At 69.2% G+C, this 26,284-nt stretch carries 19 protein-coding genes; 9 read left to right on the top strand and 10 right to left on the bottom strand.

The features are described 5' to 3' along the window. Window positions 1–34 precede the first annotated feature (34 nt). The gene (locus HMPREF3121_RS05190) at window positions 35–1,294 is read left to right on the top strand and encodes a lipase family protein (RefSeq protein ID WP_070520602.1); all 1,260 of its coding nucleotides are present in this window, start codon (window positions 35–37) and stop codon (window positions 1,292–1,294) included. A gap of 4 nt (window positions 1,295–1,298) precedes the next feature. Here the strand turns inward: HMPREF3121_RS05190 and HMPREF3121_RS05185 are convergent, their stop codons facing one another. Beyond that, complete coding sequence (locus tag HMPREF3121_RS05185; protein WP_168161369.1) at window positions 1,299–2,279, bottom strand: pirin family protein; 981 nt, start codon at window positions 2,277–2,279, stop codon at window positions 1,299–1,301. A 251-nt stretch (window positions 2,280–2,530) separates the two neighbouring features. Here HMPREF3121_RS05185 and HMPREF3121_RS05180 point away from each other — a divergent pair, with 251 nt between their 5' ends. Next, complete coding sequence (locus tag HMPREF3121_RS05180) at window positions 2,531–3,079, top strand: hypothetical protein (protein WP_141742979.1); 549 nt, start codon at window positions 2,531–2,533, stop codon at window positions 3,077–3,079. Between the two features lie 105 nt (window positions 3,080–3,184). On the opposite strand, the gene HMPREF3121_RS12385 is transcribed toward HMPREF3121_RS05180, so the two are convergent. Together HMPREF3121_RS12385 and HMPREF3121_RS05175 are read right to left on the bottom strand one after the other, a co-directional pair. Next, window positions 3,185–3,355, bottom strand: a complete 171-nt coding sequence (locus HMPREF3121_RS12385) for a DUF4236 domain-containing protein (RefSeq protein WP_141742978.1) — start codon at window positions 3,353–3,355, stop codon at window positions 3,185–3,187. 1 nt (window position 3,356) lies between these two features. After that, window positions 3,357–6,071, bottom strand: coding sequence for an ATP-dependent Clp protease ATP-binding subunit (locus tag HMPREF3121_RS05175; protein ID WP_083291307.1), 2,715 nt, complete (start codon window positions 6,069–6,071; stop codon window positions 3,357–3,359). 218 nt (window positions 6,072–6,289) lie between these two features. On the opposite strand from HMPREF3121_RS05175, the gene mgtE reads away from it, so the two are divergent. The 5 genes from mgtE (at window position 6,290) to HMPREF3121_RS05150 (ending at window position 13,325) form a co-directional block, all read left to right on the top strand. Continuing rightward, window positions 6,290–7,699, top strand: a complete 1,410-nt coding sequence (gene mgtE, locus HMPREF3121_RS05170) for a magnesium transporter (RefSeq protein ID WP_070520593.1) — start codon at window positions 6,290–6,292, stop codon at window positions 7,697–7,699. A 129-nt stretch (window positions 7,700–7,828) separates the two neighbouring features. Then, window positions 7,829–8,554 (top strand): hypothetical protein, encoded by a 726-nt coding sequence (locus tag HMPREF3121_RS05165; RefSeq protein ID WP_070520591.1) that lies wholly within the window; start codon window positions 7,829–7,831, stop codon window positions 8,552–8,554. 127 nt (window positions 8,555–8,681) lie between these two features. After that, entirely contained in the window at window positions 8,682–9,785 is a 1,104-nt protein-coding gene (gene ald, locus HMPREF3121_RS05160) for an alanine dehydrogenase (protein WP_070520588.1), read from the top strand. A 167-nt stretch (window positions 9,786–9,952) separates the two neighbouring features. Continuing rightward, window positions 9,953–11,770, top strand: a complete 1,818-nt coding sequence (locus HMPREF3121_RS05155; RefSeq protein ID WP_083291298.1) for an AMP-binding protein — start codon at window positions 9,953–9,955, stop codon at window positions 11,768–11,770. 130 nt (window positions 11,771–11,900) lie between these two features. Next, window positions 11,901–13,325 carry a purple acid phosphatase family protein gene (locus tag HMPREF3121_RS05150; RefSeq protein WP_070520585.1) on the top strand — a complete coding sequence of 475 codons (1,425 nt, stop codon included), beginning with the start codon at window positions 11,901–11,903 and terminating at the stop codon, window positions 13,323–13,325. 156 nt (window positions 13,326–13,481) lie between these two features. On the opposite strand, the gene HMPREF3121_RS05145 is transcribed toward HMPREF3121_RS05150, so the two are convergent. Beyond that, window positions 13,482–14,693 carry an acyl-CoA dehydrogenase family protein gene (locus HMPREF3121_RS05145; RefSeq protein ID WP_070520582.1) on the bottom strand — a complete coding sequence of 404 codons (1,212 nt, stop codon included), beginning with the start codon at window positions 14,691–14,693 and terminating at the stop codon, window positions 13,482–13,484. A gap of 36 nt (window positions 14,694–14,729) precedes the next feature. Next, window positions 14,730–16,154: an acyl-CoA dehydrogenase family protein gene (locus tag HMPREF3121_RS05140; protein WP_070520578.1), complete on the bottom strand. Its 1,425-nt coding sequence runs from the start codon at window positions 16,152–16,154 to the stop codon at window positions 14,730–14,732. 349 nt (window positions 16,155–16,503) lie between these two features. Here HMPREF3121_RS05140 and HMPREF3121_RS05135 point away from each other — a divergent pair, with 349 nt between their 5' ends. Further along, the gene (locus HMPREF3121_RS05135; RefSeq protein WP_083291297.1) at window positions 16,504–18,084 is read left to right on the top strand and encodes a metallophosphoesterase family protein; all 1,581 of its coding nucleotides are present in this window, start codon (window positions 16,504–16,506) and stop codon (window positions 18,082–18,084) included. Between the two features lie 61 nt (window positions 18,085–18,145). Here HMPREF3121_RS05135 and lysS read toward each other — a convergent pair whose 3' ends face one another. From lysS to HMPREF3121_RS05120, 3 genes are all read right to left on the bottom strand, one after another. Continuing rightward, window positions 18,146–19,696 (bottom strand): lysine--tRNA ligase, encoded by a 1,551-nt coding sequence (gene lysS / locus HMPREF3121_RS05130; protein ID WP_070520575.1) that lies wholly within the window; start codon window positions 19,694–19,696, stop codon window positions 18,146–18,148. A 75-nt stretch (window positions 19,697–19,771) separates the two neighbouring features. Next, a complete protein-coding gene (locus tag HMPREF3121_RS05125) occupies window positions 19,772–20,818 on the bottom strand; it encodes a carbohydrate kinase family protein (RefSeq protein ID WP_070520570.1) in 1,047 nt (348 codons plus the stop codon). A 115-nt stretch (window positions 20,819–20,933) separates the two neighbouring features. Further along, the gene (locus HMPREF3121_RS05120) at window positions 20,934–23,075 is read right to left on the bottom strand and encodes a PhoX family protein (RefSeq protein WP_070520567.1); all 2,142 of its coding nucleotides are present in this window, start codon (window positions 23,073–23,075) and stop codon (window positions 20,934–20,936) included. Between the two features lie 230 nt (window positions 23,076–23,305). On the opposite strand from HMPREF3121_RS05120, the gene HMPREF3121_RS05115 reads away from it, so the two are divergent. Next, a complete protein-coding gene (locus HMPREF3121_RS05115; protein WP_070520564.1) occupies window positions 23,306–24,985 on the top strand; it encodes a dihydroxyacetone kinase subunit DhaK in 1,680 nt (559 codons plus the stop codon). Window positions 24,986–25,021: 36 nt separating this feature from the next. Here the strand turns inward: HMPREF3121_RS05115 and HMPREF3121_RS05110 are convergent, their stop codons facing one another. Beyond that, a complete protein-coding gene (locus tag HMPREF3121_RS05110) occupies window positions 25,022–25,261 on the bottom strand; it encodes a helix-turn-helix domain-containing protein (RefSeq protein ID WP_052054514.1) in 240 nt (79 codons plus the stop codon). Next, a complete protein-coding gene (locus HMPREF3121_RS05105) occupies window positions 25,261–25,977 on the bottom strand; it encodes a hypothetical protein (protein WP_141742977.1) in 717 nt (238 codons plus the stop codon). Before HMPREF3121_RS05105 ends, HMPREF3121_RS05110 begins: the two co-directional genes overlap by 1 nt. Between the last annotated feature and the right edge of the window lie 307 nt (window positions 25,978–26,284).

Below are 26,284 nucleotides of genomic sequence, written 5' to 3'. Positions count from 1 at the left end.
TCGGGTGGTCCGGGCGGGAGGATAGGCTGGCGTCATGAGCGCTTCGATGGTGGCGGGTGGCCCGATGCGGCGCCGCCTGGTCGCGGCGTTGCTGGTGGTGGTGGTGTGTTTCGGGGTGTCGGCGTGTTCGGGTGGCGGGTTCGAGGGCGCCGATGCGGGGCGGGCGAAGCCGCCGCCGGTGGTGCGGGAGCCGGGCACGGTGGTCACGGAGATGCCGTTGTCGGTGGAGTCGCCGAGCGTGGCTGCGGCGCGGAGGATCGTGTACGCGTCGACGGATGCGCATGGGGCGTCGAACGTGGTCAGTGGTTCGGTGTTGGAGCCGACGGCGAAGTGGACGGGTGATGGGCCGCGGCCGTTGTTGGTCATCGCCCCGGGGACGCAGGGGTCGGCGGATAATTGTGCGCCGTCGTTGACCATGCAGTTCGGCACCGCTCCCCCGCCGCCGTCGACGCATTTCCTGGATTTGGGGTGGGCGGTGGCCATCACGGATTACGAGGGGTTGGGCACTCCGGGCGGACACACGTATCTGGTGCGCGAGGCGCAGGGGCATGCGGTGCTCGATGTGGCGCGGGCGGCGGAGTCGTTGTTGCCGCGGGAGTCGGAGGAGGCGAAGGAGGCGACGCCGATCGCGCTGTTCGGGTTTTCGCAGGGCGGTGCGGCGACGGCTGCGGCGGCGGAGTTGGCGGCGGAGCATGCCCCGGAGCTGAACATTCGGGCGGTGTATGCGGGCGGGGTGCCGGCGGATGTGCCGTCGACGGCGGAGGAGATCGACGGGTCGGCGTTGTCGGGGGCGATGGGGTACGCCCTCAACGGGCTGGTCACGGCGTATCCGGGGGTCGGCGAGGAGGTCACGGCGATGCTCGGTGAGGAGGGCCGCAGGTTCCTCGACGACACCGCCGCCCAGTGCGTCGGCGCGACGTTGGCGTTGTGGGGGCACCGCGATTCCTCGGATTTCACGCGCGACGGGAAGTCTTTTGCGCGGCACCTGGGTTCGGGGGCCGGGCCGGGGTTGAGGGCGGCCGTCGACAAGCAGAGGTTGGGTACGGTCGCGCCGGAGATGCCGGTGTTCGTGACGCACAACGTGCAGGATGACGTGATTCCCGTCGAGGGTGCGCGGCGGCTGGTGCGGGATTGGTGCGAAGCCGGCGCGAACGTGACGTACGTGGAGGTCGACGAGGATCTCGGCGAGGCGTCGCATGGGCTGGCGTGGCAGCTGACGGTGGATGAGGCGTTCGGGTGGTTGGTCTCCGTGATGGGCGGCCCGGATACCCCGGGGGCGGAGGGGACGTGCTGAGGGGCTATTTGTTGCGGCGCGGGCGGAGTTTCACCGACGGCATCGGCGGCGCCGGGATCCGGTCGATTTGGGCGCGGGTGGGTTCGCCGTCGAAGCCGGGGTAGCCTTCGACGACGCCGAAGCGGGAGGCGCGGGTCTCTGCGTTTTCCCAGTCCTCGCGGGCGGAGCGGACGGCGGATTCGTCTTCGCCGACGAAGTTCCAGAACATCAGCAAGTCTTCGCCGTAGGGGTCGCCGGCCAGGAGGATCAGGACGGCGCCGTCGTCGCCGGCGGTGATGGTCGCCTCGGAGACGACGCCGCGGGAGTGGGCCAGGGCGGCGGGGCCGGCGATGGCGCTGGATCCAGCACCGTCCTCCAGTTCAGCCGAGCCGGAGTCGACGAGGATGGCCACCTCGCGGCCGAGCGGCAGGGTGAGGGCGGCGCCGGGTTCCATGCGGAGCTCGGCTGCGAGGGCGCGGCGCGGGGCGGGGATCGGCGAGGAGCCGAAGTCGGCCTCCACTCCCCCGATCTCACCGCCGACCTCACCGCTGAGCCCGCCGAGGAAGACGCGGGCGGTGACGCCGCCGTGGGTGATGGCGCGGGTGGTGAAGTGGTGCAGGCCGCGGTCGGCGTGGCGTTCGTCGGTGGGGTAGCCGAGCCACAGCTGCACGCCGTGGAGGTCGGGGCCGTCGGGCCAGGAGTACTCGGAGTGGGCGATGCCGTTTCCGGCGACCATGAGGACGGTGTCGCCGGGGACGACGTCGAGGTGGTGGCCGGCGGAATCGTCGTGGCGCACCCGGCCGGAGAACAGCCACGTGCAGGTGGCCAGGTGGGTGTGCGGGTGCGGGGCGACGTCCATTGCGGGTTCGGTGGGGCCGAAGTGGTCGGCGAAGATGAAGGGGTCGACGCTGGTGCGCTCGATGTGCGGCAGGGTGCGGCGCACGGTGATGGCGCGGTAGCCGCCGAGGGGGACGTCGCGGGGTTCGAGAACGACGATTGTTGCCATGTCACCCATCGTGCCGCAGCAACCGTCGATCGGCCAGGCTTTCCGGCTTCCGGCCCACCCCATGCCACCCGACCGCCGCGTCCCTCCCCCCGCCACGGGAACGGCGGGAAGACGCGGGGGATCTTTCCCGGTGACTGTGCGGCGGGCGGGTCATAGCTTCATTGGTGAAGGACGGGCGAAACCCCGACCACCGGAACCACGATCACGACGATCCCGAACACCACAGCAACACCGACCCGATGGGAGCCATCATGAACTCGACCACCCGCACCTCCGACCACACCACCGGCCGCGCCACCACCCACATCACCCGCCGTACTTTCCTCCGCGCCATCGCGTCCTGCGGACTGGCCGCGGCCGCCGCCACGGGCCTGGTCTTCGCCCCGGCCGTCGCCGACACCGCGCCCGCCGCCGAGGCGAAGCGCGTGGCCACCGTGGACAGCGACACCTGCCGGAACGGCGACTGGGGCATGACCACCACCGGCACTGGCCGCATGGCGTTCTGCTTCGACTACCGCGCCAGGAAGGCGAACAGCACCGTCGACATCGTGCTGAGCAAGGATCTGCGCGAGTCCGACAAGAACTGGGTGCGCTCCTTCTCCCACTCGAAGGGCAACTCGAATCGGCATAACTTCCGCAAGCTGGGTTACGTGCTCAACGACTCCCGGAACAACTGGAAGGCCGGCGACAGCTGCCCGTCCGCGAAGATCAGGGGCAGCGTGATCGAGAACTTCGACGCCATCTCCGCGAATGGCACCTACCTCTCCTGCTCCTCCGGCAGGCTGGCCACTTCCGACTAACGGGCGGCCGGCACGCGAAAGCGCGGCGCGCGTCGATTGACGTGCGCCGCGCCTTCAGGTTCCCGGGGACTTTGCGACGACCAGGTGGTCGTCGTCAAGCACCTATTACTTCCAGCGGCCCCGGAAATTCAGGCCCTTGCCCAGGCGGACGGAGAATCCGCCGCGGCTGTTGACGGTCACCGGCCCGACGCGCTTCGAACCCGAAACCCCGGACTTCGACCAATTGAGCCAGGAATCCTTGCCGACCTTGGTGCGCTTGCGGAAGTAGATCCCCATGTCAGGCGTCCTTCCCGGCGTCGCCCTCGGCGCCCTCGGCACTCTCGGAGCCGGACTCGCCGTACTTCTCCTCCAGCGTCGCCTCCTCGATCGCGGCTTCGGCGGCGTCGATGACGTCGCCGGCGCCGGAGTCGATGGTGCCCTCGGCGTTGCCCATGGCCTCCAGGCCGTCGAGCTCGTCGGGCACGTCGGCGCCGTCGGTCGAGGTGGTGGTGAAGGTGAACGTGGCGTCGGTGCCCTCGGACTCGCCGTCCCAGCCGTCGACGTCGACGCGGACGGTCTCGCCCATGCCGATCTGGCCGTACAGGATCTTCTCGGACAGCTGGTCCTCGATCTCGCGCTGAATCGTGCGGCGCAGCGGGCGGGCGCCCAGCACCGGGTCGAAGCCGCGCTTGGCCAGCAGGTTCTTCGCCTTGTCGGTGACCTCCATGGTGATGCGCTTTTCCTTCAGCTGCTCCGACACGCGGGCCAGCATCAGGTCGACCATCTCCACGATCTCCTCGCGGGACAGCTGCTTGAACACCACGATCTCGTCGATGCGGTTGAGGAACTCCGGACGGAAGTGCTTCTTCAGCTCGTCGTGGACCTTGCCCTTCATGCGCTCGTACTGGCCGTCGGCGTCCTGCTCGCCGACGCCGGAGAAGCCCATGCCGACGGCCTTCGAGATGTCCTGCGTGCCCAGGTTCGAGGTGAAGATGAGCACCGTGTTCTTGAAGTCGACGACGCGACCCTGCGCGTCGGTGAGGCGACCGTCCTCGAGGACCTGCAGGAGGGTGTTGTAGATCTCCTTGTGGGCCTTCTCGATCTCGTCGAACAGCACGACGGAGAACGGCTTGCGGCGGACCTTCTCGGTGAGCTGGCCGCCCTCCTCGTAGCCGACGTAGCCCGGAGGGGCGCCGAACAGGCGGGAGGCGGTGAAGCGGTCGTGGAACTCGCCCATGTCGATCTGGATGAGCGAATCCTCGTCGCCGAACAGGAACTCCGCCAGCGCCTTCGACAGCTCCGTCTTACCGACGCCGGACGGGCCGGCGAAGATGAACGAACCGGACGGGCGCTTCGGGTCCTTCAGGCCGGCGCGGGTGCGGCGGATGGCGCGGGACACGGCCTGCACGGCCTCGTCCTGGCCGATGATCCGCTTGTGCAGCTCCTCCTCCATGCGCAGCAGGCGCGAGGACTCCTCCTCGGTGAGCTTGAACACCGGGATGCCGGTCCAGTTGGCCAGCACCTCCGCGATCTGCTCCTCGCCGACCTCGGTGATGGTGTCGGACTCGCCGGAGCGCCACTTCTTCTCCTTCTCGCGGCGCTCCTCCCCCAGCTTGCGTTCGGTGTCGCGCAGGCCGGCGGCCTTCTCGAAGTCCTGGGCGTCGATGGCGGCTTCCTTCTCGCGGCGCACGTCCGCGATCCGGCCGTCGATCTCCTGCAGGTCCGCCGGGGCGGTCATGCGCTTGATGCGCATGCGGGCGCCGGCCTCGTCGATGAGGTCGACGGCCTTGTCCGGCAGGAAGCGGTCGTTGATGTAGCGGTCCGACAGGGTCGCCGCGGCGACGAGCGCCTGGTCGGTGATGGACACGCGGTGGTGCTGCTCGTACTTGTCGCGCAGGCCCTTGAGGATCTCGATGGTCAGGTCGACGCTCGGCTCCGGCACGTTGACCGGCTGGAAGCGGCGCTCCAGGGCGGCGTCCTTTTCGATGTGCTTGCGGTACTCGTCGAGCGTGGTGGCGCCGATGGTCTGCAGCTCGCCGCGGGCCAGCTTCGGCTTCAGGATCGACGCGGCGTCGATCGCGCCCTCGGCGGCACCCGCGCCGACGAGGGTGTGGATCTCGTCGATGAACAGGATGATGTCGCCGCGCTGGTTGATCTCCTTGAGCACCTTCTTCAGGCGCTCCTCGAAGTCGCCGCGGTAGCGGGAACCGGCGACGAGGGAACCCAGGTCGAGGGAGTAGAGCTGCTTGTCCTTGAGGGTCTCGGGCACGCGGCCGTTGACGATGTCCAGGGCCAGGCCCTCGACGACGGCGGTCTTGCCGACGCCGGGCTCGCCGATGAGCACCGGGTTGTTTTTCGTGCGGCGCGAGAGCACCTGCATGATGCGCTCGATTTCCTTCTCTCGGCCGACGACCGGGTCGAGCTTGCCTTCGCGGGCGGCGACGGTGAGGTTGCGGCCGAACTGGTCGAGCACCAGCGAACCGGCCTGGTGGTTGCCGTCGGCGACGCGCTGGCCGGAGGTGGCGCCCACGGGACGCTGCTCCGGGCCGCCGCCGGCGCCGTCGGAGTCGCCGCCCTGGAAGCCGGACAGCAGCTGGATGACCTGCTGGCGCACGCGCGGCAGGTCGGCGCCGAGCTTGACCAGCACCTGCGCGGCGACGCCCTCGCCTTCGCGGATCAGGCCGAGCAGGATGTGCTCGGTGCCGATGTACTTGTGGCCGAGCTGAAGGGCCTCGCGCAGCGAGTACTCCAGGACCTTCTTCGCCCGCGGGGTGAACGGGATGTGGCCGCTGGGCGGCTGGGCGCCGCGGCCGATGATGTCGACGACCTCGGAGCGCACGGCTTCCAGCGAGATGCCCATGGACTCCAGGGCCTTGGCGGCGACGCCGTCGCCCTCGCTGATGAGGCCGAGCAGGATGTGCTCGGTGCCGATGTAATTGTGGTTGAGCTCGCGTGCCTCGTCCTGCGCCAGGACGACGACGCGCCGGGCGCGGTCGGTGAACCTCTCGAACATCATTCTCCTCGGTGTCGTCCGGAATCCATATGACGGTTTCACTGAAGCTTAACGACGGCTCGCCCGCGTTTCGTCCCTTCGGGCGTACGCCCATAGCGAACAGGGCCTGAACTGGAGTTTAACGGCGGCCCCCGATCCACGCCGACTCGTCGCAAAGCAGCCGCGGGTTGCCGCGCATCCGACCCCGCCCGACGTGCCGTGCGGATAGTGTCTGGGGCATGGCCTCTTCCCACACCGGACTCGAGTTCGACGTTCTCGCCGACCATTTGGCGCTGATGCTTGCGCAGGAAGATCTCGTCTCGATCGAGAGGGTGATCCGCGACATGTCGCCGTCGGATCTGGTCGACGTCCTCGAGCGCGAGGACCCCGACGACCGGGCGATCATCTACCGTCTGCTGCCGCGCGAGGTGGCGGTGGAGGTGTTCGAGCGGTTCTCCCCGGGCATGCGCGCGGACCTGCTGACGGGGTTGCGCGACGAGCATGTCGTCGGAGTTTTCGAGCACCTCGACCCCGACGACCGGGTGTCGCTGGTCGACGAGCTGCCCGCGACGGTGTCGGCGAAGCTGTTTTCGGGCCTGTCGGAGAAGGAGCGGGCGCTGACCGCGCCGATCCTCGGCTACCCGTCCGGCACCATCGGGCGCCACATGTCCACCGAATACGTGCGACTGCGACCGGGGATGACGCCGCGGGAGGCGTTCGACCACGTTCGCGCCAGCGGCGACGGCGCGGAGACCGTGTACCTGCTCATGGTCACCGACGACCACCGCCGGCTCGAGGGCGTCGTGGGCATGCGGGACCTGATTTTCGCGCTCGACGGGGATTCGGCCGACGGTGATTCGCGTGACGACGACCCCGCCGCGGAGCCGATCACCGTGCGGGACCTGATGAAGTCCCCGGAATCCGTGACGGCGTCGGAGGACGCGGAGAAGGCGGCCCGCCGGGCGGTGCGCACCACCCACCTGGTCACGCCCGTGGTCGACGAGGAGAACCGGCTGATCGGCATCCTCACCGTCGACGACGCCAACCGCATCATCGACCGCGCCGACGAGGAAGACGCCGCCCGAGCCGGCGCGTCCGAGCCGTTGGACCGCCCGTACCTGATCACGTCGGTGACCACCCTGGTGCGGTCGCGCATCGTGTGGCTGCTGGTGCTGGCCCTGTCGGCGATTCTCACGGTGCAGGTGCTGGAGATGTTCGAGGACGCGCTGGCCACGGTGGTGACGCTGTCACTGTTCATCCCCCTGCTCACCGGCACCGCAGGCAACACCGGCTCCCAGGCCGCGACGACCGTGACCCGCGCGCTGGCCGTCGGCGAGGTGCGGCTGCGCGACACGTGGAAGGTGGCGTGGCGCGAGGTCCGCGTCGGACTGACCATGGGCGTGCTGCTCGGCCTGATCGGCGCCGTCGTCGCGGGGCTGGTCTACGGCATGGACTTCGGGCTGATCATCGGCCTGACGCTGGTGTCCATCTGCACCATCGCAGCCACCGTCGGCGGCATCATGCCGATGGTCGCCCGAGCCATCAAGGCCGATCCGGCGGTGTTCTCGACGCCGTTCATCTCCACGTTCTGCGATGCGTCCGGTTTGATCGTGTACTTCCTCATCGCGAAGGCGGTGCTGGGGATCTAGGGCGGTTGCCCTGTGCCGCACCCCCGATCGTCGGAGTTTTCGGAAACCCCGAACTGCGGTGGCGGAGAAAACCACTAAATTGTGCGGGTAGCAAAACCCGGTTCAACGCGACGAGTCCCGGAGAGAGACATGAGCAACGACGCACCCGATTTCGACAACCGCTACCAGGGCGGCGCCTCCGGTGGTTCCCCCCAGTCGCCCGATTACGGCAACCCGTGGCCCAATGCGAATGGCGGCTCCGACGCACCCGCCGCCAAGGGGTCGGACGAATCTGCGGGCGCGCGGGACGCGGGGAAGTCCACCGCCGACAAGTCGAAGCTTCCGCTCATCTCCCTGGCCGTCGTGCTGGCCATCGCGGTCATCACGGGCGGCTTCTGGGCGTTGTCGGGCAAGTCCTCCGATGACTCGGACGGCGAGGACGTCGGTAGCCTCCAGGCCGAGAACGCGCGCCTGAATTCGGATAACGACAGGATCCGCGAGTTGGAATCCGATCTCGAGGCCGCGCAGACCGACAAGCAGACGGTCACCGACCAGCGCGACGCACTGATCAGCGCGTTCGGCGGCGTCAATCCCTGTTCCGTCACCAACTTCGGAACTCCCGAAGGCACGCACTGGGGAGATTCCCCCGAAATGGGGCTGGGCTGCTCCTACACAAAGGAGGGCAAGACCACCCTGGTCGTGACGGTGGCCTCCGGCACCCCCACTTCCTACGGAGAGTTCATTAAGAACCACGGCGAAGAGGGCTACATGCTGTCGTCGAGTTACGGCAAAATGGCCGTCTACGTGTGGCTTGCGGGGTCGGGGTCGGAGGCCGAACAGAAGGCGCACGAGATCATGGAGTGGCTCACCACGTGACCCGGCCCGGCGCGGAGTGCCCCGCATCCCCCTGTTGGTGATCCGGGCCCCGCTCGCGCCATGATTGGGGGAAGACCAATCGCCGGGCCCCTCCGCCCGGCGAGCCGCCACGGACCAGGAGTCACCAATGCGCATCGGAATCCCCCGCGAAATCAAGAGCGGCGAGCATCGCGTCGCAGCGAGCCCGTCGGGGGTGGCGACGCTGACCCGGGCCGGGCATGAGGTGCTCGTGGAGGCCGGCGCCGGCGAAGGCTCGTCGATGCCGGATCAGGCCTACGTCGACGCCGGTGCGACGATCGTCGACACCGCCGCCGAGGTGTGGGCGAAGGGTGATCTGCTGCTGAAGGTCAAGGAGCCCATCGGCCCGGAGTTCGACCTCATGCGGCCGGATCAGATCCTGTTCACCTACCTGCACCTGGCGGCCGCCCCGGAGTGCGCGCGGGCGTTGCTCGACGCGGGCACGACGTCGATCGGCTACGAGACCGTCACCGACGATTACGGCGAGCTGCCGTTGCTCACCCCGATGAGCCAGGTCGCCGGCCGTCTGGCGGTGCAGGTCGGCGCGTACCACCTGATGGGCCATTTCGGCGGCCGCGGCATTCTGCTGCCCGGCGTGCCCGGCACCCGCCCAGCGCGCGTGACGGTCATCGGCGCCGGCCAGGTGGGTGCCTCCGCCGTGGCCATGGCGCATGGCCTGCGCGCCGACGTCACCGTCCTCGACCTGAATCCCCGCGCCCTCAAGCGCATCGACGACATTTACCGGGGCACCGTCGACACCGTTTTCTCCACCGCCCACGAGATCGAAAGGGAGCTGCTGAAATCCGATCTGGTCATCGGCGCGGTGCTCGTGCCGGGCGCGAAGGCCCCGACGCTGGTGCCTGACGAGCTGGTGGCCCGCATGAAGCCGGGGTCGGTGCTCGTCGACGTGGCCATCGACCAGGGCGGTTGTTTCGAGTCGTCGCGGCCGACCACCCACGATGACCCGGTGTTCAAGGTCCACGACAGCCTCTTCTACTGCGTGGCGAACATGCCCGGCGCGGTGGCCAACACGTCGACGCAGGCGTTGGCCAACGCGACCCTTCCCTACGCGCTGGCCCTGGCCGAACACGGTTGGCCGGGTGCCGCGGAGGTCATGCCGGGGCTTTCCGACGGACTGATGACCCACGAGGGCGCCCTGCGCAACCGGCCCGTCGCCGAAGCCCTCGATCTGGACTACGTCCCCGCGCAGTAGGCCACCTTCCGGATGCCGGCCGCGGGGCGCGGCGGCCGGGCCGTCGTCAAGCAAAAAGGCCGCCCCGGAGAGATTCGGGAGCTTTTCCCGCGAAAACCCTCCCAGTGACGAAGGTCACGTATAAGGTTCTTTTCCAGAAGGAACCCATACGAGGAGGCCCGAGCCAGATGTCCGAGAAGATCGACGTCCACGCGACGACCAACGCGCACACCGCCGACGTCGGCGCCGCGGAGAAGTTCCGCATCCGCGCCAAGCACTCCCTGCGCGGCACCACCGACCTCATCAAGGGTCTGGCGCCCGTGACCAAGGCCGGCGTGCTCGGCGCCATGGGCCCCGCCGCCATGGGCAAGGCCGCCAACTCGATCTACCGGTGGGACTTCCTGCCCTCCGGCCTGCTCGGCATCGCCGCAGCCCGCGACCCCCACCACACCGCCATCATCGACGACGGCGGTTCCATGACCTACTCCGAGTTCCACGACAACGCCAACCGCCTGGCCCGCGCCCTGCGCCACGGCGACATCCGCCCCCGCGACCGCATCGGACTGCTGTGCCGCAACCACCGCGGCTTCCTGCTCGCCCTGTGCGCGCACGGGCGCCTCGGCACCGACCTCGTCCTGCTCAACACCGGCGCCTCCGCCGAGCAGACCCTCGCCGTCATCCGCGAGCAGAAGCTCGACTTCCTCTTCATCGACGAGGAATTCACCCACCTGCTGCCCGAGAACTTCGACGACTGCCCCGTCGCCGTGTCCTGGCTCGAGAATTACCAGGACGCCTCCTGCGTCCGCGAAGGCTGGACGTCCATGCGCGAAATGCTGCGCACCGCCCCGCCGGAGTCCTGGCCCACCGCCGACCTGCCGACCCGCCCCCGCCGCGGCCGCGTCATCGTCCTGACCTCCGGCACCACCGGCACCCCCAAGGGCGCCCGCCGCCCCGAGCCGAAGTCCTGGATGCCGGCGTCGTCGATCATGAGCCGCATCCCCCTGCGCCACAACCGGCCCGCGTTCCTCGCCGCGCCGCTGTTCCACACCTGGGGCTTCGCCACCGCCCAGCTGTGCATCGCCCTGCGCTCGACCATGATCCTGCGCCGCCACTTCGAGCCGTCCGACGCCCTGCGGATCATCGAAGCCCACAACCCGCACACCATCTTCCTCGTGCCCACCATGCTGCAGCGCATGCTCGAGGTCATGCCCGACGACTACGACGTCGCCGGCTCCCCCCTGGAGGTCATCGCCTCCTGCGGTTCGGCGATCCCGGAGCACGTGGTCAAGCAGGCGCTCGACCGCTTCGGCCCGGTCCTCTACAACCAGTACGGGTCCACCGAGGTCAGCTGGGCGACCATCGCCACCCCCGACGAGCTCGCCGCCAACCCGACCACCGCGGGCCGCGCGCCGCTGGGCACCCGCATCTCCATCCGCGACGACGAGGGCAACGCCCTGCCCGAGGGAGAGACCGGCCGCATCTTCGTCGGCAACGGCATGCTCTACGAGGGATACACCCGCCCCGGCGCCGACAAGGAGATCATCGACGGCATGGTCTGCACCGGCGACCTCGGCCACCTGGAAAACGGGATGCTCTACATCTCCGGCCGCGAGGACGACATGATCGTCTCCGGCGGCGAGAACGTCTTCCCCCGCGAGACCGAGGACGCCCTGTCCGAGCTGCCCGGCGTGCGCGAATGCTGCGTCTACGGCGTGCCCGACGAGCGCTTCGGCCAGGCTCTGGTGGCCTGGGTCGTGCGCGACGACTCCCCCGAGGGCCGCGAGCTTGACGACGAGGCGATCCGCTCCCACGTCAAGCAGCGCCTCGCCCGCCACTCCGTGCCCCGCGAGACCGTGTTCATGGACGAGTTGCCGCGCAACGCGGTCGGCAAGGTCGTGCCGCGGATGCTGCCGAAGCCGTGGGAGGGTGACAACGCCGCTGATGCCGCCGCCGCCGCCTCCGGTGACCAGCTCGTCGGCCAGGATCGTCTCCGCCCGGCCGGCTAGTCCCGCGCACCCCGAGGGGTGGTTTCCTCCGCACGATGAAACACCATGTCATCATGTGTTCACGCGGAGGAGACCACCCCTTTATCGTGGCGTGACCGAGCCGTCATCATCGCAGGTTAGCGTGCGTTTCATGACGATTTCACGCCGCGCGTTCCTTTCCGCCGCCACTCTCGCGGCGGGCAGCCTGGTGCTCGCCCGCCCCGCTTCCGCCCTTCCCGAAGGTCTCCCGCCGGGGTTGATGCCGGGGTCGCTCGACCCCGCCACGATCGAGGGCGGCATCCAGGCCGCCGACCTGGAGGTCGCGACGGTCACCGACACGTCCGTCGCCTTCACGTGGGCGACGTATGCGCCGGGCGTCCTCACCCCGTACGGGTTGGCGCAGCCGACGGTCAACGCCGGCGAGGAGGTCCTGATCGGCCCGGCCGACGGCGGCGCGATGACGGTGGTCCACGCCGATGACACGCCCCGCGGCTACCACCACGTGATCGTCGACGGCCTGGAGCCGGGCCGCGCGTACCGCTTCGAGTGCCGTTCGAACGGGGTCCGGGCCGTCCCGTCGCTGGCGACCACGCACCGCCCGTCGTCGCCCGAGATGACCGGCACGTTCACCACGTTGACCCCGCCGCCGGGCCGTTCGCTGGGCACGATCGCGATCACGAACGACACGCACATCGGCAAGCCGTACCACGACGGCATCAAGATCGAGGGCATCGGCCTGCGGGAGGCCGAGGGCGCCCGCCGCTTCCCGACGATGCAGCTGGAGGAGCTGCTGGCGGGCGTCGCCGGCACGTCGGCGGCGGCGATCGTGGTCAACGGCGACTGCACGGACGGCAACTCCGCGGAGCAGGCGGCCGAGTTCAAGCGGATCATGGACGGTTTCGGCGCGCAGAACTCCCGCTGGTTCGCCACGCGCGGCAACCACGACAACTACGAGCCGGGGTCGACGAGCGCCCGCGGCGACATGGCGGAGGTCCCGGACCACTTCGGCACCGTGGGCCCGGCCCGCCAGCAACATTGGGCGGCCCGCGTCGGAGAACTGCGCCTCATCGGCATCGACTCGTCGACGGTCCACGACGACGGCGGGTACATCTCCCCGGAGCAGCTGGATGCGGTGCATACGGAGTTGCTTGACGACGCCGACCGTCCGACCTTCGTCTTCGCGCACCATCCGATCACCCGCGATGCGGCGTACACCAACGCCGGCGGCCCGGGGTTCATCGTTCCGGAGGATCAGGCCCGTCGCCTGCAGGACTCGTTGGCGGGCACGCCGGGTGCCGCGGCGATGTTCGCGGGGCACACCCACCGCACGCGCCGCGGCCGCGCGGACGTCGGTCACGTGGACTTCTGCGAGCGCGGGGCCTGCCTGGGCTACCCCGGCGGTTACACGCTTCTCGACGTCCGCGAAGGCGGTTACATGGTCACGTTCCACCGCACGCCGGCGCGGGAGTCGCTCGATTGGTCGGCGCGGACGCGCTGGTCGCTGCTGGGCTTCGAGCCGGAGTACATGCTGGGCTCGGTGGACGACCGCAACTACTCGGTGCACCGCGGCTTCTGACCCGGGCCCGCTTTCCGACGGTTCCGATCCGACGAGTGTGCGCCCCGGGGCATGGGGCGCACACTCGTCGTTTCGTCAACCCGGTCGCCGTCGTAAAGCGAAAGGCCACGGCGGGCACGCGCATGGCGCCCTCCGTGGCCTATCGGGGTGTCGTCGTTACTTGAGTTCCTTGGAGCTCAGGCCCAGCACGCGGCGGGCGACGACGAGCTGCTGGATCTGCTGGGTGCCCTCGAAGATGTCCAGGATCTTCGAGTCGCGGGCCCACTTCTCCAGCAGGTTGCGCTCCGAGTAGCCGTACGTGCCGGCGAGCTGGACGGCGCGCAGGGTCACGTCGGTGCCCATGCGGCCGGCCTTCGCCTTCGACGCGGACGCCTCGAGGGTGTTCGGCTGCTTGTTGTCGGCCATCCACGCGGCGCGCAGGGCCAGCAGGTACGCGGCCTCCCAGTCGGACTCGAGCTTGATGTACTCGGCCACGGCGGCGTGCTGGGTGTGGGCGGGCTTGTCGTAGTCGATCTCCAGGCCGGCCTCCTCCAGGATGCGGCGCAGCTCCTCCAGCGCCGCACGCGCGACGCCGATGGCCATGCCCGCCACCAGCGGACGCGTGTTGTCGAAGGTGGCCATCGCGCCGGCGAAGGACTTCTTGACGTCGATCTCCGGGGAACCCAGCAGGTTCTCGGCCGGAACGCGGACGTTGTCCAGGCGCAGCACCGCGGTGTCGGAGGCGCGGATGCCCAGCTTCTCCTCCAGGCGCTCGACGGTGAAGCCCGGGGTGCCCTTCTTCACCAGGAAGGACTTGATGGCGGCGCGGCCCAGGGACTTGTCCAGGGTCGCCCACACCACGACGGAGTCGGCGCGGTCACCGGAGGGGACGAAGATCTTCTCGCCGTTGATGACGTATTCGTCGCCGTCCTTGCGGGCGGTCGTCGACACGGCCGACGAGTCGGAGCCGAACGACGGCTCGGTGATGGCCATCGCGGCCCAGGTCTTGCCGAAGCTTTCCAGCTGCTCGTCGGTGGCGACGGCGGCCAGCGCGGAGTTGCCCAGGCCCTGGTACGGCAGCGACAGCGTCAGGCCGACGTCGCCCCAGCAGGTCTCGATGACGTTGAGCAGCGACGCCATGTTGCCGCCGTTCTTGACGCCGGTGCGCTGCTTCTTCTTCTCGTCGCCACGGCCGCCGGACGCGCCGGAGAAGGCGCTGCCGCCGTCGGCCATGCCGTCCATCATCGACGCCAGGGTGTCGAGCTCACGCGGGTACTCGTGCTCGGCGAGGTCGTACTTACGGGAAATGGGACGGAAGATCTCCGCCGCGGCCTGATGCGCCTGAGCGGCGCCCGCCCGGAGGAACTTCGGCAGTTCGAGGTTGATCATTTCGGATCCTCTTTCAAATCTGAAGTGTCTGGCGGTTTACAGGACGACGATGCCTTCTGCGACGCCGACGGCGCGCAGATCGCGGTACCAGCGCTCGACCGGGTGCTCCTTGACGAAGCCGTGGCCGCCGAGCAGCTGGACGCCGTCGGAGCCGATCTTCATGCCCTTCTCGGTCGCGAAGTTCTTGGCCAGCGCGGCCTCGCGGTCGAAGCGGCGGCCCTGGTCGGCGCGGGAGGTGCCGCGCAGCAGGATCATGCGCAGGCCGTCGAGCTCGATCTTGATGTCGGCGACCATGAAGGCCACGGCCTGGCGGTGCGAGATCGGCTCGCCGAAGGCCTCGCGCTCGTTGACGTAGGGCACGACGTAGTCGAGGATCGCCTGGCTGGTGCCGGCGGCCAGCGCGGCCCAGCCGAGGCGGGAGCGGCGCAGAACGTCGCGGTACTCGATCTCGGCCTGCTCCGGGGAGATCTGCTCGCCGCCGAGGATGGCGTCGGCGGGGACGCGGACGTCCTTGAGCACGAGGCGGCCGAGCGCGGCGCCGCGAACGCCCATGGACGGGTCGGCCTCGACGTGCAGGCCCTCGGTGTCGGACTCGACGATGACCAGGGCGGGGCGGCCGTTGAGGTTGACGCCGACGATGAACAGCTCGGCGGCACCGGCGTTGGGGACCATCGACTTGACGCCGTTGAGGACGATTTCGTTGCCCTCGCGGCGGCCGGTGGTCTCCGGCTCCAGCGGGTCGAAGAGGGGGCGCGGCTCGGAGAGGACGACGGCGGCGGCCGGAACGTCCTCGCCGGCGAAGGCCGGGAGGTAGGTCTTCTGCTGGGCGTCGGAGCCGTGGGCGGTCAGCGTCGCGGCGACGCCGGCGGGGGCCAGCACGGTCAGGGCGAGGCCCATGTCGCCGTAGGCGAGGGCCTCGGCGACAAGCGCGTTGGTGGTGACGTCCTCGCCGGTGGCGATGCCCTCGAAGGACTCGGGGACGTTGATGAGGGAGACGCCGAGCTCGGCGGCCTCGGACAGGAGGGTCTCCGGCGGGGTGGCCTCGTGGTCGCACTTGGCGGCCGCGTCGCGCAGGCGGGACTCCGCGAACTCCTTCACCGTCTCGACGATCATCTGCTGATCTTCGGTCGGGGTGAGGTCGAAGAGCTTCTTCGACGGGGTCTTGGCCGGTTCGGCGGAGGCGGCGTCGTCCGGGGCGGCGGCCTGCGCGTCGCGCGCGGGGCGCTGCGGCTTGCCGGAGCCGGCGACCTTCTTGAACTGGCGGTTGGCGGCGCCCAGGGTCTTGAACCCGGACTTGGTGGACTGGTAGATCACGCGGTCGATCGTCGGCTGGAGGTCGTACTTCTGGGCGAAGTCGGAGCCGGTGATGGACGTGATGAACCGCATCGCCGCACCAATGGCGTCTCGGCCCGGGTTGTTGCGGCCGACGGTCGAATCCTCGCGGTTCTTCTTCTCGCTCATGGGTTCATGGCCTTTCGAGTCAGAACTGTTACTGGCATAACGATAAAGCCATCTCGTGATCGTTGTCACATCTTTCGGCGGATCCGCCCCAATATTGGCACTATCGCCGCCCCCGTAATGCACCCCCGCAAAACACGAGGTCAACGTCATATTTCGCTTTACGACGATCCCGGGAAACGGCGTTATCGCAGGTATGCCGCGTACTGCCGTCGTTTCATGACCCTTCGTACGCGCCGAGCGACCGTGCTTCCGCCGATGCGAATGGGTTCACCCGAAGGCGACACCGATGCCAACGACAGGACACGTGGCGTCCACCTTTCGTTTGCCTCCGGTCGTTAGCGTCCGGTTCATGGGCACTGAAACGAGCGTCGGCTACACCACCGGAAGCGTCGGAAGCACCGTCGGATCAGGTGCCGGGCCCGGCGCACGCCCCATCAGCAGGCGGGCGGCGCTGGCCGGAGGTGCCGCGGGCATCGGCGCGCTGCTGGCGGCGACCGTGGTCCCGAAGGCCCGGGCGGCGCGCACCGGCGGCATCGAGGCCACCGACCTGGAGGTCGTCACCGTCACTCCGACCTCGGTGACCTTCGGTTTCGCCTCCTACACCGCGCCGCATCCGGCCTACGGCCCGTTGCGCCCGACCGTCCCCACGCTCGGCGAGGTCGCGTTGGCCCCGGCCGATGACCCGATCGTCGCCGCCGATCCGGTGGGTTCCGAGGCCATCGCGGGACCGGCCGGTTCCTGGATCCGCCCCGGCATGCCGGACCTTCCGGTCGTCGCCTCGAGCGATTCGGAGACGGGCTTCCACTTGATCACCGTCGACGGTCTGGAACCCGGCCGGGAGTACGTCTTCGAGTGCCGATGCGACGGCGTGCCGGCCACTCCGGGGCTGATGACCACGAACAAGCCGGACTCCCCCGAGGTGTCGGGGCGCATCACCACCCTGACTCCCCCTCCGGGCGAGCACGTGGCCACCATCGCGGTCCTCAACGACACCCACATCGGCGAGGAAAAGCACGGCCTGATCCTCGGCGATTTCCCCGAAGCGATCGTGCAGGAACCGGGCCTGCCGCCGTTTCCCGAGGTCATGTTGGCCGCGGCGCTGGCGGAGATCCGCGATCGCGGCGTCGGGCGCGTCTTCGTCAACGGCGACACCACCTCCGAAGCACGACCGCACGAGGTCCGGCGTTTCCGCGAGATCATGGACGGATTCGGCACCTTCGGCGTGGATTGGCACGTCACCCGCGGCAACCACGACCGGCCGCACACGCCGGATGCCGACCCGGACGCGGGCTACGAAGACCACCCGGTGCTCGAGGGCACCGACGACCACCGCGATCCGTGGGGCGAGGAGTTCGTGCCCCGGCAGACGATGTGGCGCACCGACGTCGGTGGCCTGCGGGTCATCGGCCTGGACTCGTCCATGCTCGACGAATCCGGCGGCCGCATCGAGGACGATCAGCTCGCCGCCCTCGAATCCGAGCTCGCCGCCGATCCGAATCGTCCGACGCTGCTGCTCGCCCACCATCCGGTCACCGTCGAGGCGGCGTTCACGAACGTGGGCACCCCGGCCTTCACCCTCAACCTCGACCACTCCGACCGGCTGCAGCGGCTGCTCGCCCGGACGCCCGGCGCGTTCCTCATGGCCGCGGGCCACACGCACCGGGCGCGCCGCACCGCCCCCGACGCGGCGACGAACGTCGATTTCGTGGAATTCGGTTCCGCCGCCGGCTACCCGGGCGGATACACGCTCATCCACCTGCACACGGGCGGCTACCGGGTGAACTTCCACCGCACCGGTTCCCCCGAGGCGCTGCACTGGTCATCGCGCTCCCGGTGGGCGATGTACGGCCTCAACCCCGAGTACACGCTCGGCTCCACCGCCCACCGCAATTACGTCGTCGAACGCGACCTGTCGGGTCTCGCCCCATAACGCGAAAACGACGGACCGACGCGAACGCCGGGCCGTCGTCAAGCGAATCCGTGCAGCGGACCTAGTTCTGCTCGGGCTTCACGATCGGGAACAGCACCGTCTCGCGGATGCCCAGGCCGGTGAAGGCCATGAGCAGGCGGTCGACGCCCATGCCCACGCCGGTCGTCGGCGGCATGCCCTGTTCCATGGCGTGGAGGAAGTCCTCGTCGAGGACCATCGCCTCATCGTCGCCGCCGGCGGCCAAGCGGGCCTGGTCCTCGAAGCGCTCCCGCTGGATCACCGGGTCGACCAGCTCGGAGTAGCCGGTGGCCAGCTCGAAGCCGCGGACGTACAGGTCCCACTTTTCGGTGACGCCCGGCTTGGAGCGGTGCTGGCGGGTCAGTGGGGAGGTCTCCACCGGGAAGTCGCGGACGAAAACCGGGCCGTCGAGCTGGTCCTCGCACAGCAGCTCCCACATCTCCTCGACGAGCTTGCCGTGGCCCCACCCGGCGTTGGCGGGCACCTCGAGGCCGATGACGTCGGCGATGGCCGTGAGTTCCTCGACGGTGGAGTCGATGGTGACCTCCGGCTGGCCCGGGAACTTCCGGGCGAGGGCCTCGTTGAGGGAGGGGTACATCTCCAGCTGCTTCCACTCGCCGCCGAAGTCGTACTCGGTGCCGTCGGCAAGCGTCACCGTCGTCGAGCCGAACACGGCGACGGCGATTTCCTGGATGATCTCCTGCACGGTGCGGGCGGAGTCGTCGTAGGTGCCGTAGGCGTCGTAGTACTCGAGCATGGCGAACTCCGGCGAGTGCGAGGAGTCGATGCCCTCGTTGCGGAAGTTGCGGTTGATCTCGAAGACCTTTTCCAGACCGCCGACGACGCAACGCTTGAGGTACAGCTCCGGCGCGATGCGCAGGTACAGGTCCAGGTCCAGCGCATTGGAGTGCGTGACGAACGGGCGGGCCGCGGCGCCGCCGTGCAGGGTCTGCAGCATCGGGGTCTCGACTTCCAGGAAGCCGCGGCGTTCCAGCGCGAGGCGCAGTTCGCGGATGACCTTCACGCGGGTGATGGCGTTGGCGCGGGCCTCCGGGCGCATGATCAGGTCGGTGTAGCGGTGTCGGACGCGCTGGTCCTCGCTCATGTCGGAGTGGGCGAACGGCAGGGGGCGCAGCGCCTTCGACGCCATGGTCCACTCGGTGGCCATGACGGACAGTTCGCCGCGGCGCGACGCGATGACGCGGCCGGTGATGATGACGAAGTCGCCCATGTCCACGTCGGCCTTCCAGGCGGCCAGCGCATCCTCGCCGACCTCCTTCAGGCTGAGCATGGCCTGCAGCTGGGTGCCGTCGCCCTCCTGCAGGGTGGCGAAGCACAGCTTGCCGGTGTTGCGCACGAAGATGACGCGGCCGACGACGGTGACCACGTCCTGGGTCTCCTCGCCCGGCTCCAGGTGGCCCCACTGGTCGCGGACCTGCGCCAGCGTGTGGGTGCGCGGCACCTCGACCGGGTAGGCCTCGACGCCGGCGGCGAGCAGCTTGGCGCGCTTGTCGCGGCGGATGCGCAGCTGCTCGGGCAGGTCGGTGGCGGACTTCTGGTCCTGGTTGGCGGTGGTGTTCTTCGCGTCAGTCACGGTTTCACAGGGTAGCCCACCGCTTTACGACGGCCCATCCGGGCGCGCTGCACCCGCCGCCCCGGGGTGCGGCGGTCAACCCAATTCGGCCGCCGTCGGGGGGTTCGCGCCCGGACGGGACACGGTGATCGCCGCCGCCCGGACCGCACGGTCGAGGATCGGGGCCCACTGTTCCGGGCCCCATGCGCGGACGACGTCGGCCGGCGACGCATCAGAGGGGGCGTCGTGGGCGGTGCGGTCGGCGGTGCGGTCGACGTCGTGCAGTCGGGCATCGATCTCGGCGACGATCGTGCCCATCACGGTGTCGCCCGCCCCGATCGTGTCGGCGACCTCCACCGTCGGCGCCGCCATCGTCGCCGCCCCGCCGGGGGTGAACGCCGTCGCGCCATCCGGGCCCTCCGTCAGCACCACCGCGCCGCCGAACTCCACGGCGATCTCCGAGCAGGCACGGTGGACGTCGAGGCCCGGGTCGTCGTAAAGCCACGCCAAATCCGCGTCGGAGAGTTTGAGCACCGTGACGTGCGGCAACCACGACCGGAACCGCTCCCGGTACCGGGCGGGGTCGGAGATGATGGCCGGGCGGACGTTCGGGTCGAGCGCGACGACGCGGCCGCGGTCTGCCTCACGGAACAGGATGGTCTCGTAGACCGACGCACCCGGCTCGAAAACCAGCGAACACGTGCCCAGGCACACCACGTCGGCGTCGATCGGCCCGGGGTCGGCGACCAGCCGGTCGGCCGAGCCCGCCCAGTGGAAGTCGTAGGTCGCCGACCCATCCGCGTCGATCTGCGTCACCGCCAGCGTCGTCGGTTCGCCGCCGCGCTGCACATGGGCGACGTCGACGCCCGCCCCTTTCAGTCGCTCCAGCCCGGCGCGGCCGTAGGCGTCGGTGGACACCCTCGACAGGAAGGCGACGTCCGCCCCCTGGCGGCCCGCCGCGATGGCGACGTTGAACGGACCGCCACCCAGGTGCGGGCGCAGATCGGGGCCCGCCGGCGCGGTGCCCGTCGCACCGGCCGCCTCCCCAGCCCCGGCGGCGCCGCTGTTTCCTCCGTCGCCACCCGGCCCCGTTCCCGCCACGGGCACCAGGTCGACCAACATTTCTCCGCCAACGACGATCATGGCCCCACCTTAGAGAAGGTGGGGCCATGAACGGGAGCTCATCGACGCGCGATCATCGTGGCGTCACGCCGGGTTCACGCAGCGTCATGCCGGGATGGCGCGCATCGGACGCCGTTTAGACGCCGATCTTGCCGCCGTCGGACTTGACCACCTGCACGACGGCCGGACGCGGCTGGGCGTCGCCGCCCTCGGGCCAGTGCGAGATCGGGTTGTCCGGGGTGGCGTCGTCGTCCTCGCCCGGGTGCTGGACGTTGACCATGACGCGGTTGCCCTCGACGATCGGGCCGCAGGTCTCGGCGCCGACCGGCACGGTGAGGAAGCACTTGACCTCGCCGCGACGCTCGCCCTCGACGGCGACGGCGTACAGGCCGTCGTTGGAGTCCAGGGCGTTGCCGTCGGTGGAGATCCACAGGTTGCCGTACTCGTCGAACGCCAGGTTGTCCGGGCAGGAGATCGGCGAAACCGACTCCTTGTCGAAGCCGCCGAAGTAGGAGTACGCCTCCTCCGGGTCACCGCAGACGAGCAGCAGGTTCCACTTGCCGGTGGTGCCGGCGTGGTCGTCCTCCATCTCCAGGACGAGACCGTTCTTGTTCTCGGTGACCGGGGCGACCTCGGTCGGGCCCTCGTAGGGACGGCCGGCGCCGTCGGTCTCCTGGTCGATCTTGTTGTCCTGGACGCCCTCGTGGCCGCCCTCGGCCATGCCGCGGTACTTGTTGTTCGTCAACGCGGCGTAGACCTTGCCGGTCACCGGCGACGCCTCGACGTCCTCCGGGCGGTCCATGCGGGTGGCGCCGACCTTGTCGCCGGCCAGGCGGGTGTAGATGCAGACCTCGGCGGCGTCCATGCCGTCGACGTGGGACTCGCCGGAGCCGTCGGCCTTTGCGGTCATCAGCGGGATCCACTCGATCTCGCCGTCGAACTCGCCGTCCTCGGGCAGCTCGCCGGAGCCGTCGATCTCGTCCTCCGGGGAGTTGCCGTGGAACTTGGCCACGTACAGGGTGCCCTCGTTGAGGATGCCCATGTTGTGCTCGAGGTCGCCCTCCTTGACCTTGCGCGAGGAGACGAACTTGTAGATGTACTCGAAGCGCTCATCGTCGCCCATGTAGCAGACCACGGTGCCGTCGTCGGTGACGTGGATCTGGCCGGCCTCGTGCTTGAAGCGGCCCAGAGCGGTGTGCTTGACCGGGGTGGACTTCGGGTCGGACGGGTCGATCTCGACGATCCAGTAGAAGCGGTGCGGCTCGTTCGGCTCCTTGGAGACGTCGAAACGATCGTGGTACTTCTCCCAGCCACGGTCGGACAACTCGTTCTTCAGGGAGTAACGGGAGTACTTGTCCAGCAGGTCCTCGTCATCGACCTTGTCGACGCCACCGAAGTACTGGTCGACGTTCTCCTCGCCGGAGAGCATCGTGCCCCACGGGGTGATGCCGCCGGAGCAGTTGTTGAAGGTGCCGATGACCTTCTTGCCGGTCGGGTCCTCCTTGGTCTTGAGCAGATCATGACCGGCGGCGGGGCCGGTGACGGTGAACTCGGTGAAGCCGGTGATGCGGCGGTTGAGCTCGTGGCCCTTGATCGGCTTGAGGAAGCCCTTGTCGTCCTCCTCGACTGCCAGCACGGTGTGGCCGTGGGCGGCGATGCCGATGTTGACCTGCTCCTCGGTGGTCTTCTCGACGTCCCAGTCGCGGAACATCATCGGCTCGGTGGTGTACTCGTGCGAGCAGACGTAGACGAGGGTGCCGTCGGCGGCCTCGAGAACGCCGGCGAAGTCGTTGTTGAAACCGAACTGCTTCTTCTGGGCCTCGGCGGTCTGCTTGTCGAAGTCCCACTCGGGGGCGCCGTCCTCGACTGCGTCGCCCCAGGCGATGAGCACGTTCTGCTCGTAGCCCTCGGGGACGACGACCTCGTCCTTCTCGTTGGGCTCGACGACCGGGAAGCGCATGCCCTCGAGAGACTCGCCGCCGCCGTTGCCGTTGTCGCCATTGCCGCCGCCGTTGCCGGTCGCACCGCCGTTGCCATCGTCGGAGGTGCAGGCGGCCAGCAGGGACGCGCCGCCGAAGGCGACGGTCGCGGCACCGCCGGCCTTGAGGGCCTGGCGGCGGCTGTAGGCGCGCTTGGCGACGTCCGCGAAGTACTCGTTGGTCGAGAACTCGTTGGGGGCGTCGTCACGGCAGGCGTTGCCGCACTTGTACGTGCAGGTCAGGGAACTACGGGACGACGCGAACGGATTCTTCAGCAGGTTCTTGCGGGTCAGCGCCACTGCGCACCTCATTCATTTCTCGGCTGGATTCATGGGGTGGGCCCCGCCGCCAAAGGAGGTACGGCAGGACCCGGGCACCGGGTACGTTAGGGGCGGCGGGTGGCGCTGCGGTGAGTCGAAGGTGACGCCGAAGTTAACGCTCGGTGATGATTCGCATCGACGGGAACTGTCACCGTCGGCCCTTCCGCCGAACCCTCGATTGACCGGCGATTCACCAGTACCGTCGTGGCATGGGTGCATTCTTCGACGACGCAACGACTCCGTACCGACTGGGCCTGGCCGGATTGGTCGCCGGTCGCTCCGACATCGCCTGGCGCGACCGGGGATTTCTCGAACTGACCGACCGCGATGGGGGCGTCGCCGTCATTTCGGGCGGCGGCTCCGGGCACGAACCGCTCCACGCCGGTTTCCTTGGCAAGGGCATGTTGCACGCCGTGTGTCCGGGGCACATCTTCACGTCGCCGAATGCGCGGCAGATCCTGGAGGCCACCCGCGCCGTCGACGATGGCTCGGGCGTCGTCCACGTGGTGAAGAACTACACGGGCGACGTCATGAACTTCGGCGTCGCCGCCGCGCTCGCCGCGGAAGAGGGCATTCGGGTGGAGACCGTGCTCGTCGGCGACGACGTGGCGACCGATCTCGACGACGACGGCGAAAGTGACGGAGACAACGGCAACGGAGGCGGAGCCGACTCCGACGACGGCTCCGGCGGCTCCGGCGGCCCCGGCCGTCGCGGGACGGGGGCGACGATCCTGGTGGAGAAGGCCTGCGGGGCCGCCGCGGCCCGGGGCGCGGACGTCGAGGTCGTCGCCGATGTCGGCCGCAACGTCGCCCGGCGCGCCCGGTCGATCGCGATGTCGTTGGGCGGTGCCCGCACGCCCGGTTCGGAGGAGTCGTTTTCCCTGGAGGACGATGAAGCCGAGTTCGGCGTCGGCATCCACGGGGAACGGGGCGTCGACCGGCGCAAGCGGATCGACGTCGCCGACGCGGTGGCCGAGATGATCGCCGAGATCCACGAGGCCGCGGGCTCCCCCGATCGCGTGCTGGTCCTGGTCAATGGGCTTGGCGGCATCGCGGGCCTGGAGCTCTCGGCGATCCTCGCCCTGGCCTGCGGCGAGTTGGAGGAGCGGGGCGCGGTCGTCGAGCGGACGATGTGCGGCGACTACATCACCGCCTGGGACATGGCGGGGTTCTCGCTGACGGTGCTCGGCGTCGACGATGATCTCCTCGACCTGCTCGATGCCCCGACGGACGCACCGGCATGGGATGCGCCGGTGCCGTATGCGGGCGTGCCCGAGATTTCCGAGGCCGCGCTCGAGGAGTTGCCCGCCGCCGATTCGGGCCCGCGGCAGCCGGAGTTGTCGGCGTGGATCGAGCGGGTGCTGGACGCCTTCGACGAGTTGACGGCGTTGGACCGGAAGGCCGGCGACGGTGATTTCGGGGTGAACATGCGCGAGGCGCTCGGCGCCTTCGACCTGCCGTTGCGAGGCACCGTCGGCGAGGTGCTCCACGCGGTGGGCGAGTCGTACCTGGTGCGGGCCGGCGGCACGTCCGGGGCGGTGTTCGGGTTGTTCTTCGAGAAGATGGGCGCCAAGGCCGGCGACGCCGAGTCGTTCGCCGACGTCGATGTCGCGGCCGTCGTTCGCGCAGGCCTCGATGCGATCGTGGAGTTGGGTGGCGCGAAGGTCGGCGACGGCACCGTCGTCGACGCCATCGAACCGGCCGTGTTGGCTCTGGAGGACGGTGCGACCGCGGCGGAGGCCGCGTCGGCGGCGGTCGAGGGCGCGGAGGCCACGGCCGATCAGGTGGCGGGCAAGGGCCGCGCCAGCTACGTCGGCGAGGCCGCCAAGGGAGTCATCGACCCGGGCGCGCTGATCATGGGCTGGTTCTTCGAGGAACTCGCCCGCTAGCCGGAGTCCCGGCCGGATTCGCCTGCGGTTCGTGCTTTACGACGGCTCGACGGTGAACAGGTCGCCCGGGGAACACGACAAGGCGTCGCAAAGCAACGTCAACGTGGAAAACCGGACGGCCTTGGCACGGTCGTTCTTCATCACCGACAGGTTCACGGTGCTGATGCCGACCATGTCGGACAACGCCCGCAGCGTCAGCCCCCGCTCCTCGAGCAGACGGTCGAGGTGACAGCGGACGCGATGCCCGTCGGGGGCGGGAGATTCGGGCGGGACCATCAGACCAGACCCTCCGTGTCGCGCTCGAGGACGCTGGCGCGGCGAATGGCGACGCCGACCAGCGACAGCGTCATCACCAGCACATACAGGACGATGAAGTCGTTCGTGTCGAGCGCCGGAATGCTCATCCACGGCCGCCCCAGATCGCGCAGCACCATGTTGCCGCCGAGCATGCCCACGAAACCGGGCACGAACATGTAGAACAGCAGCGCCCACGACATCGCCGCCACCCACCTGTAGGAACCCAGCGTGAAGAAGTCGCCGCGCAGGAAATTCCGCGTCAGCCCCGCCCCGCAGAGCACCACGACCAACAGCGCCGCGACGGCCAGCCAGTGGGCGGTCCACAGGAGGTTGGCGGCGCCGTCGGAGATGAGATCGCGGGCGACGGCGCGACCGTTGTCGACCGCAGCATCGCCGGCGACGCGTCCGACCTTGCCCGGCACTCCTTCCCCGCGAGTGAACGGGCGCAGCGCGTAGCCGAGCAGGAGAAGCAGCGCCAAGCCCAGCGCGAAGGCAGTGGCGTAGATGTCCCGGCGATCGCCGCGCGGCGACCTCGCCTTCGGGTAGCGGCGCTCGCGAGGTTCGCGGTCGCCGCCATCCATGTCGCGGCGCGCGGCCGGTCGCGGATTGGTTCGCCGATCACCGCGCGAGTCGGAGTGCGGGCCGGGTCGCGAATCAGGGTGCCGGCGTCGGGATTCGTCGTTCCAGGCGGACATTGTGGCCTCCTCTGACCTTGAGGTAAGGGTATCGAATATCGATACCCTATCGATATTCGTTACCCTAGCGGCCATCGTCGAGGAGCGCAACGATTTTCGTTACGTTTTTCCGAATCGCCCTTCCCCGACACCACCCCGACGCCTCCCCTTCTCCCAACCCTTCCCGGCCAGTCCCCTAAAACCCCGCGAATCCCCGCGAACCCCCGCGAATCCCCCAAACCACGGGGTCCAAAACACGGGGTCACCACCGCCCCCGTGGTTTAGGGCCGAAAAACGACCGACCCCGCAGTTTGGACCCCGTGGTTTG

The organism is Corynebacterium sp. HMSC11E11, assembly GCF_001807025.1.
Lineage (GTDB): Bacteria > Actinomycetota > Actinomycetes > Mycobacteriales > Mycobacteriaceae > Corynebacterium > Corynebacterium freneyi.
Note: the sequence above shows the minus strand (reverse complement) of the source record. Positions and strands in the feature narration are given on the sequence as shown.

What these genes read in the sequence shown, in the direction of transcription:
- HMPREF3121_RS05190 (WP_070520602.1), top strand. Translation starts at nt 35, where the DNA reads ATGAGCGCTTCGATGGTGGCGGGTGGCCCGATGCGGCGCCGCCTGGTC.
- HMPREF3121_RS05185 (WP_168161369.1), bottom strand. Translation starts at nt 2,279, where the DNA reads ATGGCAACAATCGTCGTTCTCGAACCCCGCGACGTCCCCCTCGGCGGC.
- HMPREF3121_RS05180 (WP_141742979.1), top strand. Translation starts at nt 2,531, where the DNA reads ATGAACTCGACCACCCGCACCTCCGACCACACCACCGGCCGCGCCACC.
- HMPREF3121_RS12385 (WP_141742978.1), bottom strand. Translation starts at nt 3,355, where the DNA reads ATGGGGATCTACTTCCGCAAGCGCACCAAGGTCGGCAAGGATTCCTGG.
- HMPREF3121_RS05175 (WP_083291307.1), bottom strand. Translation starts at nt 6,071, where the DNA reads ATGTTCGAGAGGTTCACCGACCGCGCCCGGCGCGTCGTCGTCCTGGCG.
- mgtE (WP_070520593.1), top strand. Translation starts at nt 6,290, where the DNA reads ATGGCCTCTTCCCACACCGGACTCGAGTTCGACGTTCTCGCCGACCAT.
- HMPREF3121_RS05165 (WP_070520591.1), top strand. Translation starts at nt 7,829, where the DNA reads ATGAGCAACGACGCACCCGATTTCGACAACCGCTACCAGGGCGGCGCC.
- ald (WP_070520588.1), top strand. Translation starts at nt 8,682, where the DNA reads ATGCGCATCGGAATCCCCCGCGAAATCAAGAGCGGCGAGCATCGCGTC.
- HMPREF3121_RS05155 (WP_083291298.1), top strand. Translation starts at nt 9,953, where the DNA reads ATGTCCGAGAAGATCGACGTCCACGCGACGACCAACGCGCACACCGCC.
- HMPREF3121_RS05150 (WP_070520585.1), top strand. Translation starts at nt 11,901, where the DNA reads ATGACGATTTCACGCCGCGCGTTCCTTTCCGCCGCCACTCTCGCGGCG.
- HMPREF3121_RS05145 (WP_070520582.1), bottom strand. Translation starts at nt 14,693, where the DNA reads ATGATCAACCTCGAACTGCCGAAGTTCCTCCGGGCGGGCGCCGCTCAG.
- HMPREF3121_RS05140 (WP_070520578.1), bottom strand. Translation starts at nt 16,154, where the DNA reads ATGAGCGAGAAGAAGAACCGCGAGGATTCGACCGTCGGCCGCAACAAC.
- HMPREF3121_RS05135 (WP_083291297.1), top strand. Translation starts at nt 16,504, where the DNA reads ATGGGCACTGAAACGAGCGTCGGCTACACCACCGGAAGCGTCGGAAGC.
- HMPREF3121_RS05125 (WP_070520570.1), bottom strand. Translation starts at nt 20,818, where the DNA reads ATGATCGTCGTTGGCGGAGAAATGTTGGTCGACCTGGTGCCCGTGGCG.
- HMPREF3121_RS05115 (WP_070520564.1), top strand. Translation starts at nt 23,306, where the DNA reads ATGGGTGCATTCTTCGACGACGCAACGACTCCGTACCGACTGGGCCTG.
- HMPREF3121_RS05110 (WP_052054514.1), bottom strand. Translation starts at nt 25,261, where the DNA reads ATGGTCCCGCCCGAATCTCCCGCCCCCGACGGGCATCGCGTCCGCTGT.
- HMPREF3121_RS05105 (WP_141742977.1), bottom strand. Translation starts at nt 25,977, where the DNA reads ATGTCCGCCTGGAACGACGAATCCCGACGCCGGCACCCTGATTCGCGA.